Source organism: Fusicatenibacter sp. (genome assembly GCF_977045365.1).
The window spans coordinates 49465-67127 of the sequence record NZ_CDRRUH010000007.1; the positions used below are offsets into that span (position 1 = coordinate 49465).

Sequence of the window (17663 nt, forward strand, 5' to 3'; positions counted from 1 at the left end):
ACCCCTGTTTTCGGGCACCGCCTTTTCCTGTCACTTTTTGATTTTCTTTGATTCTCTTTATTTAATGATACGAACCTTTAATACACCATCAACTGCTTCGAGGGCTTTTACTATCTCCTCGGTTGCTTCGCTTTCCAGATCCATCATCGTGTAAGCGTAATCGCCTTTACCTTTGTTTGTCATATCGCTGATGTTGACATCCGCATTACCCATAACGGTTGTGAAGGCCCCCAGCATACCTGGGATATTCTTGTGGCAGATCGTCACACGGCCTGCGCCTGTGCATACGCCCATGCTGCAGTTCGGGAAGTTGACGGAGTTTTTGATGTTTCCGTTCTCCAGAAAATCACGGATTTCCTTGACTGCCATCACAGCACAATTGTCCTCGGATTCTTTGGTGGATGCTCCAAGGTGCGGGGTAACGATCGTTCCCTCTGCACCGACTACCTTCGGATTTGCAAAGTCGGTCACATATTTCTTCATTTTTCCGGCCTTTAAAGCCGCGAGAACAGCATCCTCGTCAACGAGAAGATCTCTTGCATAGTTCAGAAGAACCACGCCGTCTTTCATCTCTTCGATCGCCGCTTTGTTGATCATGCCCTTGGTGCTGTCCAAAAGCGGCACGTGGATGGTGATATAATCGCAGGTGCGATAGATATCTTCTACATTCTGGATGTGATGGATGTCGCGGGACAGGTTCCATGCTGCATCGACAGAGATGTATGGATCATATCCATATACTTCCATACCAAGATGGGTGGCTGCATTTGCCACAAGCTGGCCGATGGCACCAAGGCCGATGATACCGAGTTTCTTTCCGCTGATCTCACAGCCGGCAAATTTCTTTTTCTGTTTTTCTGCTGTCTTTGCGATGTCGCCGTCTTCTTTGTCGCTCTTCACCCATTCGATACCGCCTGCGATATCACGGGATGCCAGCAGCATGCCGGCAAGCACGAGCTCTTTGACACCGTTTGCATTGGCTCCCGGTGTGTTGAAGACCACGATACCCTGCTCTGCGCAGTCGGCAAGCGGAATGTTGTTGACGCCGGCTCCTGCTCTTGCTACAGCGAGGAGGCTCTTCGGCAGCTCCATGCCGTGCATGGCTGCACTTCTGACGAGAACCGCATCGGCTCCCTCCAGGCTCTCGGTCTGCTGATAGTTTTCATTAAAATTTGCAAGGCCTACGCCTGCAATCGGATTTAAGCAATGATACTGAAACATTAGAGATTTTCCTCCTCGAACTTTTTCATGAAGGCTACGAGTGTTTCCACGCCTTCTTTCGGCATTGCATTGTAGATGCTTGCACGCATACCGCCGACGGTACGATGGCCTTTCAGGTTCTCAAGTCCGGCTTCTTTGGACTCTTTGACGAATTTCGCATCCAGATCTGCATTTCCGGTGATAAACGGAACATTCATCAGAGAACGGTCTTCCGGTACAACGGTTCCTTTGAAGAGCTTGCTCTGATCCAGGAAATCATACAGCAGCTTTGCTTTCTCTTCGTTGCGCTGTTTCATAACTTCCAGGCCGCCCATTTTCTTCAGCCATTTGAATACTTTGCCGCACATGTAGATGCAGTAGCAGTTCGGTGTGTTGTACAGGGATCCTGCATCTGCGTGGGTTTTGAATTTCATCATGGTTGGTGTTCCCGGCAGGACATCGTCGGTGATCAGATCGTCACGGATGATGGAGATAACCATTCCGGCAGGTCCGATGTTTTTCTGGACACCGCCGTAGATGATGCCGTAATCGGAAACATTGACAGGTTCGGAGAGGAAACAGGAGGAGACGTCTGCCACCAGGGTTTTACCCTTGGTATTCGGCAGTTTTTTGTATTTGGTACCGTAAATGGTGTTGTTTTCGCAGATATAAACATAGTCGGCATCCGGGCTGATCGGAAGATCGCTGCAGTCCGGGATGTAGGAAAATGTTTTATCCTCAGAGGAGGCAATTTTGTTTGCCTTTCCGTATTTCTGTGCCTCTGCGTATGCTTTCTTTGCCCACTGGCCTGTTACGATGTAATCTGCGACACCGTTTTTCATCAGGTTCATCGGGATCATGGAAAACTGCAGGGATGCACCGCCCTGGAGAAACAGAACTTTGTAATTTGACGGGATTCCCATCAGATCACGAAGATCTGCTTCTGCCTCATCGATGATGTTCTGGAATACTTTGGAACGGTGGCTCATCTCCATGACAGACATGCCGCATCCGCGGTAATCCAGCATTTCCTCCTGGGCTTCTTTTAACACTTCCTCTGGCAGAACCGCCGGTCCTGCGGAAAAATTATAGACTCTGCTCATTTCTTCATCCTCCTGTTTCTCTTGTTACTTTATATTACTTAGAAACCACCGATAGTAGACCGATGGTTTCTATTGTAATCACATCTGTGTAATTCGTGTGGTAATACAGTATTGCTTTACCACGTTGAAACCATGATACCTCTTTGTCAGAAATCTGTCAATCCTTTTCTTGTTCCTTTTTTGCCAGATCCTCTGCATCGAAGACATCCTCAATCGGAGCTCCTGCCGGTACCATCGGGAATACTTTTTCGTCGCAGTCGATCCAGACATCGATGAGCGCCGGTTTTCCGCTCTCGATTGCCTCGCGGATGGCAGGACCCATCTCCTCTTTTTTCGTCACGCGGATGCCCTTTACGCCGAGTGCCTCAGCAACCTTGACAAAGTCTGCCTGATCCTGGAGAACGGTGTTGGAATACCGTTTTCCGTAGAACAGGGTCTGCCACTGGCGTACCATGCCGAGTACGTGGTTGTTGACAACAACCTCAATGACCGGAATGTTGTGTCTCGAAAGTGTTGCCAGTTCATTCATGTTCATACGGAAACAGCCGTCGCCTGCGATGTTGATGACGGTCTTGTCCGGGCGTCCCATTTTCGCGCCCATGGCTGCCCCAAGGCCGAAGCCCATCGTTCCAAGGCCGCCGGAGGTCAGAAGCGTTCTCGGGCTCGTATAGCGGTAATACTGCGCCGCCCACATCTGATGCTGTCCGACATCGGTCGTGATGATGGCCTGTCCATCGGTTGCCTTGTAGATCTCCTCAATGACGAGCGGTCCGGTCAGGCCGTCTTCATGCTTCAGCGGGAATTTTTCTTTCATTGCCTCGATCTCGGCAATCCACTCGTCATGGTGCATCGGCCCCAGCTTCGCATTCAGGCGTTTTAAGACTTCTTTGACATCTCCGATGATGCTCGACTCGACAACAACGTTCTTGTTGATTTCTGCCGCATCTACGTCGATCTGGACGATTTTTGCGTTATTGGCAAATTTTGCGGCGTTTCCGGTGACACGATCGGAGAATCTTGCGCCGAGCACGATCAGCAGGTCGCACTTTGTCACGCCGTAGTTCGATGTTTTCGTTCCGTGCATACCGAGCATGCCGGTGTACAGCTCATCTGTTCCCGGGAATGCACCCTTTCCCATCAGGGTGTCGCAGACCGGTGTCTGGATGCGGTGTGCCAGTTCGCGCACTTCCTCGGACGCGCCGGAGATGATACTGCCGCCGCCCACGAAAATATACGGGCGCTTCGACTCCTTGATCAGAGATACGACGTGATCCAGGCTTTCTTCTGTAATTCTCTCAGTAAACGGTTCAATTTTCTCCGGAGTCTTCGGCTCGTACTCATACGTTGCTGCTGTGACATCTTTTGTAATATCGACCAGAACCGGGCCCGGTCTTCCGCTCTTTGCGATCGTGAACGCACGGCGCAGGGTGTCTGCAAGAACCGTGATATCTTTTACGATCACACTGTATTTTGTGATCGGCATCGCAACGCCTGCGATGTCAATCTCCTGAAAGCTGTCTTTTCCAAGCAGCGCCTTTCCTACGTTGCAGGTGATGGCTACCATCGGGGTGGAGTCCATGTAAGCCGTTGCAATTCCGGTGACAAGGTTTGTCGCACCAGGGCCGCTCGTTGCCATACATACGCCTGTTTTTCCGGTCGCACGCGCATATCCGTCTGCCGCATGGGCTGCTCCCTGCTCGTGGGAGGTCAGGATGTGGTGGATTTCCGGGTGGCGGTAAAGCTCATCGTAGATATTTAAAATCGTTCCGCCCGGATAGCCGAACACGGTGTCTACGCCCTGCTCCTTCAGGCACTCGATAACAATCTGTGATCCAGTTAATTCCATGTCTGTTTGATTCCTTCCTTATATTTTGGATGTTTTCGCTTTGTGTATGAAATCTGTTTATGAAATCAGCCATCCGAGAAAAAAGCACGTTCGGACGGCTGATATGATTTTTCTGAATTAGAACTCCAGAATAGCTCCCTTATTTGCGCTGGAAACCATCTTTGCGTAGCGTTTCAGATAGCCTGTGGTTACCTTCGGCTCTCTCGGAGTCCATGCAGCTTTTCTGCGCGCCAGCTCTTCATCGGATACGGCAAGCTCCAGCTTGTGCTCCGGAATGTTGATGCGGATCAGGTCGCCTTCCTCAACAAGCGCGATCGGGCCGCCTTCTGCTGCCTCAGGGCTTACGTGGCCGATGGACGCACCGCGGGATGCACCGGAGAAACGGCCGTCTGTAATCAGAGCTACGGAAGAGCCAAGTCCCATACCAGCAATCGCAGATGTCGGGTTCAGCATCTCACGCATGCCAGGACCTCCCTTTGGTCCCTCATAGCGGATGACAACAACGTCACCTGCCACGATCTTGCCGCCGCGGATTGCCTCGATGGCATCCTCCTCGCAGTCAAAGACTCTGGCCGGGCCTTCGTGAACCTGCATCTCCGGAACAACAGCAGAACGTTTGACAACTGCGGTATCCGGTGCCAGGTTTCCTTTCAGAACGGCGATACCGCCGGTCTTGCTGTATGGATTCTCAACCGGACGGATGATCTCAGGATTTTTGTTGACACATCCTTTGATGTTCTCTCCTACGGTCTTTCCGGTTGCGGTCATACACTCGGTGTGCAGCAGACCCAGTTTGTTCAGCTCGTTCATAACGGCATAAACACCGCCTGCCTCGTTCAGCTCCTCGATGTAGTGGTATCCTGCCGGAGCCAGATGGCAGAGGTTCGGGGTCTTCTCGCTGATGGCGTTTGCCATCTCCGGATTCAGCTCTACGCCTGCCTCATGTGCGATGGCCGGCAGATGCAGCATACTGTTGGTGGAACATCCAAGCGCCATATCGACGGTCAGAGCATTTAAGAATGCTTCTTTTGTCATAATGTCTCTTGGACAGATATCCTGTTTTAACAGCTCCATAACCTGCATACCGGCTCTCTTTGCCAGGCGCAGACGCTCGGAGTATACGGCCGGAATCGTTCCGTTGCCTTTTAAGCCCATGCCGAGAACCTCGGTCAGGCAGTTCATGCTGTTTGCAGTGTACATACCGGAGCAGGAACCGCAGGTCGGGCACGCATTACACTCGAAATCATAAACATCTTCCTCTGTCATGGTTCCGGCAGCGTAGGAGCCGACTGCCTCGAACATACTCGAAAGACTTCTCTTCTCGCCTTTTACGTGGCCGGCAAGCATCGGGCCGCCGCTGACAAATACGGTCGGAACGTTGACTCTTGCTGCTGCCATCAGAAGGCCAGGTACGTTTTTATCGCAGTTCGGGATGCATACCAGGGCATCAAACTGATGTGCCATTGCCATACACTCGGTGGAATCGGCGATCAGGTCACGGGTAACGAGGGAATATTTCATTCCGATGTGCCCCATGGCGATACCGTCACAGACTGCGATGGCCGGGAACACGATCGGTGTTCCGCCTGCCATCGCAACGCCCATTTTTACAGCCTCTGTAATTTTATCCAGGTTCATGTGGCCTGGTACGATCTCATTGTAGGAGCTTACGATTCCTACGAGCGGTTTTTTCATCTCTTCTTCGGTCAGACCCAGCGCACGCATCAGAGAACGCTGCGGTGCCTGTGCGATTCCTTTTTTTACAGCATCACTTCTCATGATCTTTTCCTCTTTTCTTATCTTACAGTTTTATGCCAGTGCTTTTACCAGCAGATCTCCCATTTCGGATGTGGAAACTCTAGTACATCCCTCGGACATGATGTCTACGGTGCGGTATCCGTCTTTTAAGATTTTCTGTACCGCATTCTCGACTGCCTCTGCCTCTTTGTCGAGGTCCAGCGAGTAGCGGAGCATCATGGCTGCGGACAGAACGGTTGCGATCGGGTTTGCAATGTTTTTTCCTGCGATGTCCGGTGCAGAGCCATGGCTTGGCTCGTACAGGCCGAATTTTGTCTCGTTCAGGCTGGCGGAAGAAAGCATTCCGATGGAGCCTGCTACCATACTTGCCTCGTCGGAGAGGATATCTCCGAACATGTTCTCGGTCAGAACGACGTCAAACTGGCATGGATTGTGAACGATCTGCATCGCGCAGTTGTCAACAAGCATATGCTCTAAGGTAACTTCCGGGTAATCTTTTGCAACGTCTTCTACAACGGATCTCCACAGACGGGAGGAGTCGAGAACGTTTGCTTTATCTACGCTTGTTACTTTTTTCTTTCTCTTCATGGCGATATCGAAAGCACGGATCGCGATGCGGCGGATTTCGGTCTCGCTGTAGGTCAGGGTATCAGTTGCTTTTCTGATGCCGTTCTCTTCTACGGTATGGCGTTCTCCGAAGTACAGGCCTCCGGTCAGCTCACGCATGATCAGCATGTCAAAGCCATCTCCGATGATCTCTTCTTTTAACGGGCAGGCATCTTTTAATTCCTGATACAGGTAAGCCGGGCGCAGGTTTGCGAACAGGCCTAACGATTTCCGGATTTTTAAGAGTCCTGCCTCCGGGCGTTTGTCCGGGCTTAATTTGTACCATGGGGAGGTCTTGGCATCTCCTCCGATGGAGCCCATCAGAACAGCGTCACATTTTTTTGCTTCTTCTATGGTTTCATCTGTCAGCGGCACGCCGTGCACATCGATGGAGGCTCCGCCCAGCAGAAGGTTGGTATATTCAAACTGATGTCCATATTTCTCGCAGACGGCGTCCAGAACTTTTTTTGCTTCGTCTACAATTTCCGGTCCGATTCCGTCTCCGTGAATTAATCCAATACGGTATTCCATATCTTTCTCCCTCTTTTCTTCCGGCTGAAAAACCGTTCTATTTTCTCTGCGTCTATAGCATTTCTAAATTATACGCCATTTTTCCGGTAATTTCAACACGAAATTTCTTTGCATCGGACGAAACGCAATAATCTTTTTGCTTTTTTGTCATTTGAAAGAAAAATACGCGGCTTTCTTCCCCGTTTCCGCCCGGTATCGCCGAAGAAGTTTCGGAGACACAAAAACGCAGGTATTCGTTCTCTTTTTGAATACCTGCGTTTCTTGTTTTTACATATCGCTATGCAAACATTATTTTTTCTTTTCTGTTTTCTCTTCTACAACTGCAGAATCCGGTTTTTCAACCTCTGTGATGGCTGTTTTGCGCATCGGGATACGGCAGTTTTTGTTGTTTCCGAACTCTACGATGACATCATCGTCTGTGATGTCGATGACAATTCCGTAGAAACCGCTTGTCGTGATGACTGCATCGCCGACTGCGAGGTCATTCAGCATTGCCTGCAGTTTTTTCTGCTCTTTCTTCTGCGGACGGATCATTAAGAAATACATCATACCGAACATGATGACCAGCCACATAATTAACATACCGGTGCTCATGACACCGCCGTTTGCTGTTGTTGTTGCTAAAAACATTTTCTTTCCTCCTGTTATTCGACGTTCTTTAGACACACCTATCATAATACACAATCCGTATCAGATGGGCAAGTCTTTTTCGGATATTTTCCAAAGATTTCATATATTCTCAATTACTTTTTGTCGTATTCCTCAAAGCCTGCGAGTTTTGCACGTTTGTAGGAAGCAAAATTGCCCTCATCGAGTGCAGTCCGGATTTCTGTCATCATATTGTTGTAGAAATACAGATTGTGCAGAACACAGAGGCGCATGCCGAGCATCTCTTTTGCTTTCAGCAGATGACGGATATAGGCTCTGCTGTAATGACGGCACGCCGGGCACTGGCAGCCTTCCTCGATCGGGCGCGGGTCCAGCTCGTATTTCTGGTTGAACAGATTCATTTTTCCATGGTTTGTATAAACGTGGCCGTGGCGTCCGTTCCGGCTCGGGTATACGCAGTCGAAGAAATCGATACCGCGCTCGACACCCTCAAGAATATTTGCCGGCGTTCCGACACCCATCAGATACGTCGGTTTTTCTTTCGGCAGATACGGAACAACTTCATCGAGAATATGATACATCTCCTCGTGGCTCTCTCCTACGGCCAGTCCGCCGACTGCGTAGCCGTCGAGATCCATCTCGGAAATCCGTTTTGCATGGTCGATGCGGATATCCTCATAGATCGCACCCTGGTTGATACCGAACAGCAGCTGATGCTTGTTGATCGTATCCTCTCTCTGGTTCAGCTCCTGCATTTTGTCCTTGCACCGCTGCAGCCATCTCGCCGTGCGGTCGACGGAATTCTGCACATAGCGGCGCTCTGCCACACTCGACGGACACTCATCGAAAGCCATTGCGATCGTCGATGCCAGATTGGACTGGATCTGCATACTCTCCTCCGGTCCCATGAAGATCTTTCTTCCGTCTACGTGGGAGTGGAAATAGACACCCTCTTCTTTGATTTTCCGAAGGCCTGCCAGGGAGAATACCTGGAATCCGCCGGAATCGGTCAGGATCGGTTTGTCCCATACCATAAATTTGTGAAGTCCGCCCATCTTTTTTACAACCTCGTCGCCCGGACGCACGTGGAGGTGGTACGTGTTGGAGAGCTCTACCTGCGTGCCGATCTGCTGGAGATCCTCAGTGGAAACGGCTCCCTTGATCGCTGCCGCGGTTCCGACATTCATGAATACCGGCGTCTCGATATTGCCGTGCACGGTTTCCATGTGGGCGCGCTTCGCTCTTCCTTCCATTTTCAGAATTTTATACATAACGCTTTTCATCCTTTCTCATGATCCCTGCCGCCTGTTTTTCATGCAGGGCATACTATGTTTAGTATACAGGCAAAACCCGTTTTTGACAATGCCTGAATTTTCTTTTTTCTGCCTTTTTCCCTCCTGGTTTTTCCATTTTTCACAAGGACTTTATACTTTTTTCATAAGACATCGCCCTTTTTTCCAATTGTATTTCCTTATTTTTTGTCGTATAATGTGTTGAGATTGTTTCTTATTATAAAAGGAGTTTGATTCATGACTGATAAAAAATATACTCTCGGAATCGACATCGGTTCCACCACTGTTAAAATTGCGATCCTCGACGAAGAGAACCAGCTTCTCTTTGCCGATTACGAGCGCCATTTTGCAAACATTCAGGAAACTCTTGCCCACCTGCTCGGGGAAGCACACGAAAAGCTGGGCGAACTGACCCTGCAGCCGGTCATCACCGGTTCCGGCGGACTTGCGCTTGCCAACCACCTGGGCATCCCGTTCACGCAGGAAGTCATTGCAGTTTCCACTTCATTAAAAGCACTCGCTCCGCAGACCGACGTTGCCATCGAGCTCGGCGGTGAGGATGCCAAGATCATCTACTTTGAAGGCGGCAATGTGGAGCAGCGTATGAATGGTATCTGCGCCGGCGGCACCGGTTCTTTCATCGACCAGATGGCTTCTCTTCTGCAGACCGATGCAACCGGACTCAACGAATACGCGAAGCATTACCAGGCGATTTATCCGATCGCAGCACGCTGCGGTGTATTCGCAAAAACCGATATCCAGCCGCTCATCAACGACGGTGCAACAAAAGAGGATCTTTCCGCTTCCATTTTCCAGGCAGTTGTCAACCAGACCATTTCCGGTCTTGCCTGCGGTAAACCAATCCGCGGCCACGTTGCCTTTCTCGGCGGCCCGCTGCACTTCCTCTCGGAATTAAAGACAGCATTCGTCCGTACCTTAAAACTGGATGACGAGCATACAATCGTACCGGACAACTCCCATCTGTTTGCAGCCATCGGTTCTGCAATGAATGCAGACGGAAAAACCGAGGTTTCCCTTCTCGCGCTGAAAAAACGGCTCGAAGAGAAAGTTGCTATCGATTTTGAGGTTGCCCGTCTTGAGCCGCTGTTTAAAGATCAGGCCGAGTATGACGAATTTCTGGCGCGCCAGAGTGTCAACAACGTCGTGACCGCCGATCTTTCCACCTACGAAGGAAACTGCTATCTCGGTATTGATGCCGGTTCCACGACGACCAAAGCTGCACTCGTCGGCGAGGATGGTGCTCTTCTCTATTCCTTCTACAGCAACAACCACGGAAATCCGCTCGGCACCTCGATCCGCGCGATCCAGGAGATCTACTCCAAGCTGCCGGATTCCGCACAGATCGCCTGGTCCTGTTCGACCGGTTACGGCGAGGCGCTCATCAAAGCTGCGCTGATGCTGGACGAGGGCGAGGTAGAGACGATTTCCCATTACTACGCTGCCGCATTCTTCGATCCGGAAGTCGACTGTATTCTCGACATCGGCGGCCAGGATATGAAGTGCATCAAGATCAAAAACGGCACCGTAGACAGCGTACAGCTGAACGAGGCATGTTCCTCCGGCTGCGGTTCCTTCATCGAGACGTTCGCGCAGTCCCTGAACTACAGCGTGCAGGATTTCGCGCATGAGGCGCTGTTTGCAAAACACCCGATCGATCTTGGTACCCGCTGTACCGTATTTATGAATTCCAAGGTAAAACAGGCACAGAAAGAGGGCGCATCCGTCGCCGATATCTCTGCCGGACTTGCCTGCTCCGTTATCAAAAACGCATTATATAAGGTAATTAAAGTTTCGGATGCCACCGAGCTGGGACGCCACATCGTCGTACAGGGCGGTACGTTCTACAACGACGCTGTTCTCCGAAGCTTTGAGCGGATCGCCAACTGCGAAGCCATCCGCCCGGACATCGCCGGCATCATGGGTGCGTTCGGTGCAGCGCTGATCGCAAGAGAGCGCTACTCCGCCGATCAGGAGACCACGATGCTCTCCATTGAAAAGATCAACGAGCTGAAATATTCGACCACGATGGCAAACTGTAAGGGATGTACGAACAGCTGCCGTCTGACCATCAACAAATTCTCCGGCGGCCGTCAGTACATCAGCGGAAACCGCTGCGAGCGCGGTATCGGAAAAGAGAAAAACAAAGATCATATTCCGAACCTGTTCGAATACAAATACAAACGGATCTTCGGCTACCAGCCGCTGCCGCAGGATGAAGCGATCCGCGGAGAGGTCGGCATTCCGAGAGTCCTCAATATGTTTGAGAATTATCCGTTCTGGTACACCTTCTTTACGCAGCTGAAATACCGCGTGGTACTCTCTCCGACCTCGAGCCGCAAGATCTACGAGCTCGGTATTGAGTCGATTCCAAGTGAATCCGAGTGCTATCCGGCCAAACTGGCGCACGGCCATGTGACCTGGCTCTTACGCCACGGTGTGAAGTTCATCTTCTACCCGTGTATCCCGTACGAGCGCACCGAGTTCCCGGAAGCCATCAACCACTACAACTGCCCGATCGTTACCTCGTATGCGGAAAATATCAAAAACAACGTGGACGAGCTGCAGGACGATTCCATTACGTTCCGCAATCCGTTCCTTGCGTTTACGAGTGAAAAAGTGCTTGCCGATGGTCTTGTCAAAGAGTTCTCCGGTCTGCCGGAGGATGAAGTCCGTGCTGCGGTTCATGCCGGATGGGAAGAGCTTGGCGCTGCAAGACGCGATATGCAGAAAAAAGGTGAGGAAACGCTTCAGTATATGAAAGAAACCGGCCGCAGAGGCATCGTGCTTGCCGGCCGTCCGTACCACATCGATCCGGAAATCCATCACGGTATCCCGGATATGATCAACTCCTACGGGCTGTGCGTGCTGACGGAGGACTCTGTTTCCCATCTGGCACCGCTCGAGCGTCCGCTCCGTGTCAATGACCAGTGGATGTACCACACCCGTCTGTATGCAGCTGCAAACTATGTAAAGACACGCGACGATCTTGACCTGATTCAGCTGAACTCGTTCGGCTGCGGTCTCGATGCCGTTACGACCGATGAGGTTTACGAGATTCTGACCAGAAGCGGCAAGATTTATACCTGCCTGAAGATCGATGAGGTCAACAACCTCGGCGCTGCCAGAATCCGTGTCCGCTCTCTGCTCGCTGCCCTCCGTGCACATGACCGGAAACAGGCGGTACGCGAGATTCTTCCGTCCTCGATCCAGAAACCGGTCTTCACGAAAGAAATGCGGAAAGACTACACCATCCTCTGCCCGCAGATGTCACCGATCCACTTCTCGATTCTGCAGCCGGCGTTCAATGCAGCCGGATACAATCTGGAAGTGCTTCCGAACGACAACAAAGAGGCGGTTGATGTCGGACTGAAATACGTCAACAACGATGCCTGCTATCCGTCTCTGATGGTAGTCGGACAGATTATGCAGGCGCTGCTCTCCGGCAAGTATGACCTGAACAAAGTGGCTGTCATCATGAGCCAGACCGGCGGCGGCTGCCGTGCTTCGAACTACATCGGATTTATCCGCCGCGCGCTGGAGAAGGCCGATATGACGCAGATTCCGGTCATCTCGATTAACTTGAGCGGTCTGGAGGAAAATCCGGGCTTCAAGATCACGCCGGATCTTGCGATTCGTCTCTGCTATGCAGCAGAATTCGGCGATATCATGATGAAATGTATTTACCGGATGCGTCCTTATGAGCAGAAAAAGGGCACGACAGACCGGATTCACAAGAAATGGGAGAAGATCTGTATTGATTTTATTTCGGCAAAACATTTAAGCCATACCCGCTTTAAACAGATCTGCCGCACGATGATCCGCGACTTTGACCATATTCCGATTACAGATGAGAAGAAACCTCGCGTTGGTATTGTTGGCGAGATTCTCGTTAAATTCCTTCCGGCGGCGAATAACCATCTGGCGGAGCTGCTCGAAAGTGAAGGTGCGGAGCCGGTTGTGCCGGATCTGATTGATTTCTTCTGCTACTGCTTCTACAATACGAATTTCAAGGTGGAGCACCTTGGCTTCAAGAAGAGTTCTTCGATGCTCGGAAATACGGGTATCAAGCTGATCAACTGGCTGCGGAGTGCAGCTGTTGCAGAGTTCAAGAAGAGTGAGCATTTTGATCCGCCGGCCGACGTACGGGATCTGGCCAAATATGCTTCTCCGATCGTCTCCTGCGGCAACCAGACTGGTGAGGGATGGTTCCTGACCGGCGAGATGATGGAGCTGATCCACAGCGATGTTTACAATATCGTCTGCATCCAGCCGTTCGCGTGCCTGCCGAACCATATTGTCGGCAAGGGTGTTATTAAGGCAATCCGTAAGGAGTATCCGAAGGCGAATATTGTGGCGGTTGACTACGATCCGGGCGCTTCGGAGGTTAACCAGCTCAATCGTATTAAGCTGATGCTTTCTACTGCGAACAAGAACCTGAAGCAGGAGCCAAATGGCGAGAAAGACGCGTAAGAACTACATAATTTAATTATTTTTAAAAAGTGGTCAGGTTTTAGGCTCTGGCCGCTTTTGTTTGTATAGCGGACGCCCCGCCGAGCCTTGTGTGCGTGCTAGAGGCGTGCCGGATGCAGGGGAATCAGGGGGTAAAAAAGGAGCGGAAAAATGGACACCGCGGCAATTCGACCGGAAATTTGATAATTTCCAGTCTCAGTGCCGCTTGACTTCCGGCTTTGTGAGCCGGAAGTCAGTCCACTTTTCCGCTCCTTTTTTGCCCTCCTGTTTCCTCCTGCATCCGGCAATGCCTCCAGCACGCACACAAGGCTCGGCGGGGCTGACATTGACAGAGTGGAAAATTGGAAAGTTATTTGTTTTGGCAATTATTTTATTTTTCTTTTTAATTAGCGGTAGATCCGCAGGATACGCAGGACTTTTACCAGTTTGGTTCCCATTGGCATGCGGCGCATTTCGGCTTCGGTTGTGCCGGTTACGACAACGAAGGCGATCAGGTAGACGACAATGGCGATCAGAATCGCGATCAGCATGCTGATGGACGGGCGTTTGGTGATGGCAAAGAGGCCGTAGTAAACAACCCAGGTTACGACTCCCATGATGGCGGCTGCGATCAATGGTTTTACGTAGGTGTTTTTGAACTCGTTGCGGAAGTTCAGGTGTTTGCGGATCGAAAGGTTATTCAATACGCACATGCTTAAGGAGAACAGGATTCCGGCGAAGACAACGGCATAGATGTTTGTCTTCGGGAAGACTGCGAGGATCAGAGCCAGGACGATGAGGTCCATTCCGAGGGAAATGGCTGCGTTATGCAGGGCTTTTTTCTGCTGGCCGATGGACTGCAGGACACTGTTGGTGATGGTGGAGAGGGCCGAGAATACGACTGAAACGGCGCCCATCATCAGCAGTTTTCCGGAAAGGCTGGAGCTTGACGGGAACAGGACTCCTGTGATCGGGAATGCGAGTACGCCAAGGCCGACGGCTGCCGGGATGGAGATGAACATCGTCAGGCGGATGGTCTCGAGGATTTTGTCGTTTGCCTCATCAAGGTCACCGGTTGCATAGCAGGAGGACACCTCCGGCATCATGGCGGATGCAGATGCACTTGCCATGGCAAGCGGAACGTTGATCAGGGTGACGTAGTAGTTGGAGAACTCTCCGTATGCAGCGTTCAGTGCTTTCTGGTTTTCCCCGTGCCATCCGAGGATGGTGAAGAACAGGTAGTTGTCCAGGTAAGCGTTGCAGTTGTAAATAAAGGTCGTAAAGATGACCGGTGTTACCATCAGGAAAAGGACCTGAAAAATTTCGCGGTAGGATTCTTCTCGGTGGCGCGTGTCCTTTTCTACTTTCCGCAGAATGGTTTTCCGATTTACGCCGTAAACGATCAGCATGAAACAGAGGCCTGCCAGCACACCGGCTCCTGTTCCGAGGGTTCCTCCGGCGGCACCGAATTTGGCATGTTCGGTATCGTTTGTTGCAAACTGCTGAATGAAGAACCAGGCAGCACCGATACTGAATGCGGCGTTGAATACCTGCTCGATGATCTGTGAAATTGAGGTCGGCATCATCGTGCTGTGGGCCTGGAAATAGCCGCGCAGAACACCGAGGATTGCCGAGAAAAAGATGGTCGGTGCCAGTACGCGCAGGGCAAGGAGTGCATTCTGCTGGTTATACGGCAAAAGGAATTTTCCTCCAAAGAATGCCACCAGTGCAGCGACTCCACCTACGATTACGGCATAAAGAAGGGCACCGCGGAACACGCGATGTGCATTCCGGTACTCTTTTAATGCCAGACGTTCGGATACGATTTTTGACACCGCCATCGGAATACTGTAGGACGAGATCAGCAGCAGGATCGTGTACAGATTGCTCGCTGTACTGTAATAGCCAAGTCCTTCATTTCCAATGGTTTCGCCGAGCGGTGACCGGTATAAAAGGCCGATCACACGTGAAATAATCGTTGCCGCCATTAAAATAGAAGTATTTCTCAATAACGTATTTTTCTTTTTACTCATTCTTTTGCTCCCCGTATTACATTTTCGATCTGCCAGTCAATCGGCGCAAGACCGTTTTCTTCCAGATATTCGTTTGTTCTGGAAAACGGATGGCTGCCGAAAAATCCACGGTACGCAGAGAGCGGACTCGGATGAGCGGACATCAGCACCAGATGCTTTGGGTTGTGGATCATCTCTTTTTTGCGCTGTGCCGGTCTTCCCCAGAGTATAAATACCATCGGGCGGTCCTGCTCGGCGAGCACTTTGATTGCCGCGTCGGTGAACTGCTCCCAGCCGATTTCTTTGTGGGAGTTTGCCTGATGCGCACGCACAGTCAGCACGGTGTTCAGCATCAGAACACCCTGGCGTGCCCATTTTTCGAGATATCCGTTATTTGGGATGTAGCATCCCAGATCGTCTTCGAGTTCCTTATAAATATTGACCAGGGACGGCGGAATGTCTACTTCCGGTTTTACAGAAAAGCAGAGTCCGTGTGCCTGTCCCGGCTCGTGGTACGGGTCCTGGCCTAAGATGACCACTTTTACCTGCTCAAGCGGGGTAAAGTGGAACGCATTGAAAATATCATCAGCCGGCGGGTAAATCGTGTGGGTTTTGTACTCCGCTCCCACCGTCTGAAACAGTTTTTTATAATAATCTTTGGAGAATTCTCCTTTCAGGGCATTGGCCCAGCTTCCGCTAAGAGGCGGCATATCGTTTTCTCCCTTCCTTTTACAGGCGGACCGGCACATCGCGGCCTGCCAGATATTCTTTGACTTCACGAATTTCCAGTTCTTTGTAGTGGAACAGGGATGCGGCAAGCGCTGCATCGGCTTTTCCTTCGGTTAAGGCATCATAAAAATGCTCCAGCGTTCCTGCGCCGCCGGATGCGATGACCGGGATGCCGACGCTCTCTGCGATCGTTCTTGTCAGCTCGATATCGTATCCCGCCTTTGTTCCGTCGCAGTCCATGCTGGTGAGCAGAATTTCTCCGGCTCCGAGGCGCTCGGCTTTTTTCGCCCACTCAACGGCGTCGATGCCGACATCGATCCGGCCGCCGTTTTTGTAGATATTCCAGCCGCTTCCGTCCGCTCTCTTCTTCGCATCAATCGCAACGACCACGCACTGGCTGCCGAATTTCTGCGCCGCATCGCCAATTAGCTGCGGATTGTTGATTGCGGAGGAGTTGATCGAAATTTTGTCGGCTCCCTCGCGGAGCAGCATCTTGAAATCGTCTACGGTACGGATTCCGCCGCCGACGGTGAATGGGATGAATACGTTTGCTGCTACTTTGCGCACCATATCAACGACCGTTCCTCTCTGATCGGAGGAGGCGGTGATATCGAGGAACACAACTTCATCGGCTCCTGCCTTGTCGTACGCTTTTGCAATCTCCACCGGATCTCCGGCATCTTTTAAATCGACGAAATTAACGCCTTTTACGACTCTTCCGTTTTTTACATCCAGGCATGGGATAATTCGTTTTGTAAACATCGCTTAGTCCTCCTCTCCAATTTCCGCAAAGTTTTTCAGAATGGCAAGTCCAAGATCTGAACTCTTTTCCGGGTGGAACTGGCAGGCGAACAGATTTCCTTTTTCCACGGACGCATGGATGTGTGTACTGTACTCTGTCGTTGCTTTTACAATTTCCTCCTCTTCTGCTTTCAGATAATAGGAGTGGACAAAGTAGACGTAGGATTCCTGCGGGATGCCCTTGAATAAGCGTCCCTCATTCTGCAGATGGATGGAGTTCCAGCCCATGTGCGGAATCTTTAAGCCCTCTTTGTCCGGAATCCGAAGGATTTCTCCTTTTAACAGGCCAAGGCCTGCAACGCCCGGGCTCTCCTCGCTGCGTTCAAACAGGATCTGCAGTCCGAGACAGATCCCAAGAAACGGAGTCCCTTTTTCTACGATTTCATGAATGACCGGTACCAGATGATAGCGGTTCAGATTTTCCATCGCATCCCCAAAGCTGCCGACACCCGGCAGGACGACGTGATCTGCGCGCTTTAATACTTCTGGATCCCTGGTCAGTACGACCTCTTTTCCAAGGCTTTGAAAGGCTTTTTCCACGCTTTTTATATTTCCGGCATCATAGTCGATCAGTGCAATCATAGGTGGGTCCTCCTCGTTTGTTATTTCAATCCATGCCCCTGTCATTGGGGGCATCTCTGCTGTTCTTTTGCAAACAGTACACTTCATTCTAACATACAGTTTTCTAAAATTCAAATTTTGAAGG

Annotated in this window: 12 protein-coding genes; 1 reads left to right on the forward strand and 11 read right to left on the reverse strand. The window is 51.0% G+C overall.

Annotation, left to right across the window (positions count from 1 at the left end; genetic code table 11):
* Positions 1–57: 57 nt before the first annotated feature.
* The 7 genes from ACY2VW_RS03090 to tgt form a co-directional block, all read right to left on the reverse strand.
* Entirely contained in the window at positions 58–1221 is a 1164-nt protein-coding gene (locus ACY2VW_RS03090; RefSeq protein ID WP_461876962.1) for a phosphoglycerate dehydrogenase, read from the reverse strand.
* Entirely contained in the window at positions 1221–2303 is a 1083-nt protein-coding gene (serC, locus tag ACY2VW_RS03095; RefSeq protein ID WP_055228623.1) for a 3-phosphoserine/phosphohydroxythreonine transaminase, read from the reverse strand. The genes ACY2VW_RS03090 and serC overlap by 1 nt, the downstream gene beginning before the upstream one ends.
* Before the next feature lie 157 nt (positions 2304–2460).
* Entirely contained in the window at positions 2461–4149 is a 1689-nt protein-coding gene (gene ilvB, locus ACY2VW_RS03100; RefSeq protein ID WP_461876963.1) for a biosynthetic-type acetolactate synthase large subunit, read from the reverse strand.
* A 117-nt stretch (positions 4150–4266) separates the two neighbouring features.
* On the reverse strand, positions 4267–5928 hold the full coding sequence (gene ilvD, locus ACY2VW_RS03105; protein WP_461876965.1) for a dihydroxy-acid dehydratase: 1662 nt from the start codon (positions 5926–5928) through the stop codon (positions 4267–4269).
* 30 nt (positions 5929–5958) lie between these two features.
* Positions 5959–7044 carry a 3-isopropylmalate dehydrogenase gene (gene leuB, locus ACY2VW_RS03110; RefSeq protein WP_461876967.1) on the reverse strand — a complete coding sequence of 362 codons (1086 nt, stop codon included), beginning with the start codon at positions 7042–7044 and terminating at the stop codon, positions 5959–5961.
* A gap of 288 nt (positions 7045–7332) precedes the next feature.
* On the reverse strand, positions 7333–7674 hold the full coding sequence (gene yajC / locus ACY2VW_RS03115; RefSeq protein ID WP_461873306.1) for a preprotein translocase subunit YajC: 342 nt from the start codon (positions 7672–7674) through the stop codon (positions 7333–7335).
* A gap of 113 nt (positions 7675–7787) precedes the next feature.
* The gene (gene tgt / locus ACY2VW_RS03120) at positions 7788–8924 is read right to left on the reverse strand and encodes a tRNA guanosine(34) transglycosylase Tgt (RefSeq protein ID WP_461873305.1); all 1137 of its coding nucleotides are present in this window, start codon (positions 8922–8924) and stop codon (positions 7788–7790) included.
* A 258-nt stretch (positions 8925–9182) separates the two neighbouring features.
* Here tgt and ACY2VW_RS03125 point away from each other — a divergent pair, with 258 nt between their 5' ends.
* A complete protein-coding gene (locus tag ACY2VW_RS03125; protein ID WP_461876969.1) occupies positions 9183–13436 on the forward strand; it encodes an acyl-CoA dehydratase activase-related protein in 4254 nt (1417 codons plus the stop codon).
* Positions 13437–13822: 386 nt separating this feature from the next.
* On the opposite strand, the gene ACY2VW_RS03130 is transcribed toward ACY2VW_RS03125, so the two are convergent.
* Genes ACY2VW_RS03130 through hisH form a run of 4 tightly spaced genes read right to left on the reverse strand, consistent with a single transcriptional unit; the run spans position 13823 to position 17539 of the window.
* A complete protein-coding gene (locus tag ACY2VW_RS03130) occupies positions 13823–15448 on the reverse strand; it encodes a putative polysaccharide biosynthesis protein (RefSeq protein ID WP_461873303.1) in 1626 nt (541 codons plus the stop codon).
* Positions 15445–16137 (reverse strand): uracil-DNA glycosylase, encoded by a 693-nt coding sequence (locus ACY2VW_RS03135; protein WP_461873302.1) that lies wholly within the window; start codon positions 16135–16137, stop codon positions 15445–15447. Before ACY2VW_RS03135 ends, ACY2VW_RS03130 begins: the two co-directional genes overlap by 4 nt.
* A gap of 19 nt (positions 16138–16156) precedes the next feature.
* On the reverse strand, positions 16157–16918 hold the full coding sequence (gene hisF, locus ACY2VW_RS03140) for an imidazole glycerol phosphate synthase subunit HisF (RefSeq protein WP_461873301.1): 762 nt from the start codon (positions 16916–16918) through the stop codon (positions 16157–16159).
* A 3-nt stretch (positions 16919–16921) separates the two neighbouring features.
* Complete coding sequence (gene hisH / locus ACY2VW_RS03145) at positions 16922–17539, reverse strand: imidazole glycerol phosphate synthase subunit HisH (RefSeq protein ID WP_461876970.1); 618 nt, start codon at positions 17537–17539, stop codon at positions 16922–16924.
* Between the last annotated feature and the right edge of the window lie 124 nt (positions 17540–17663).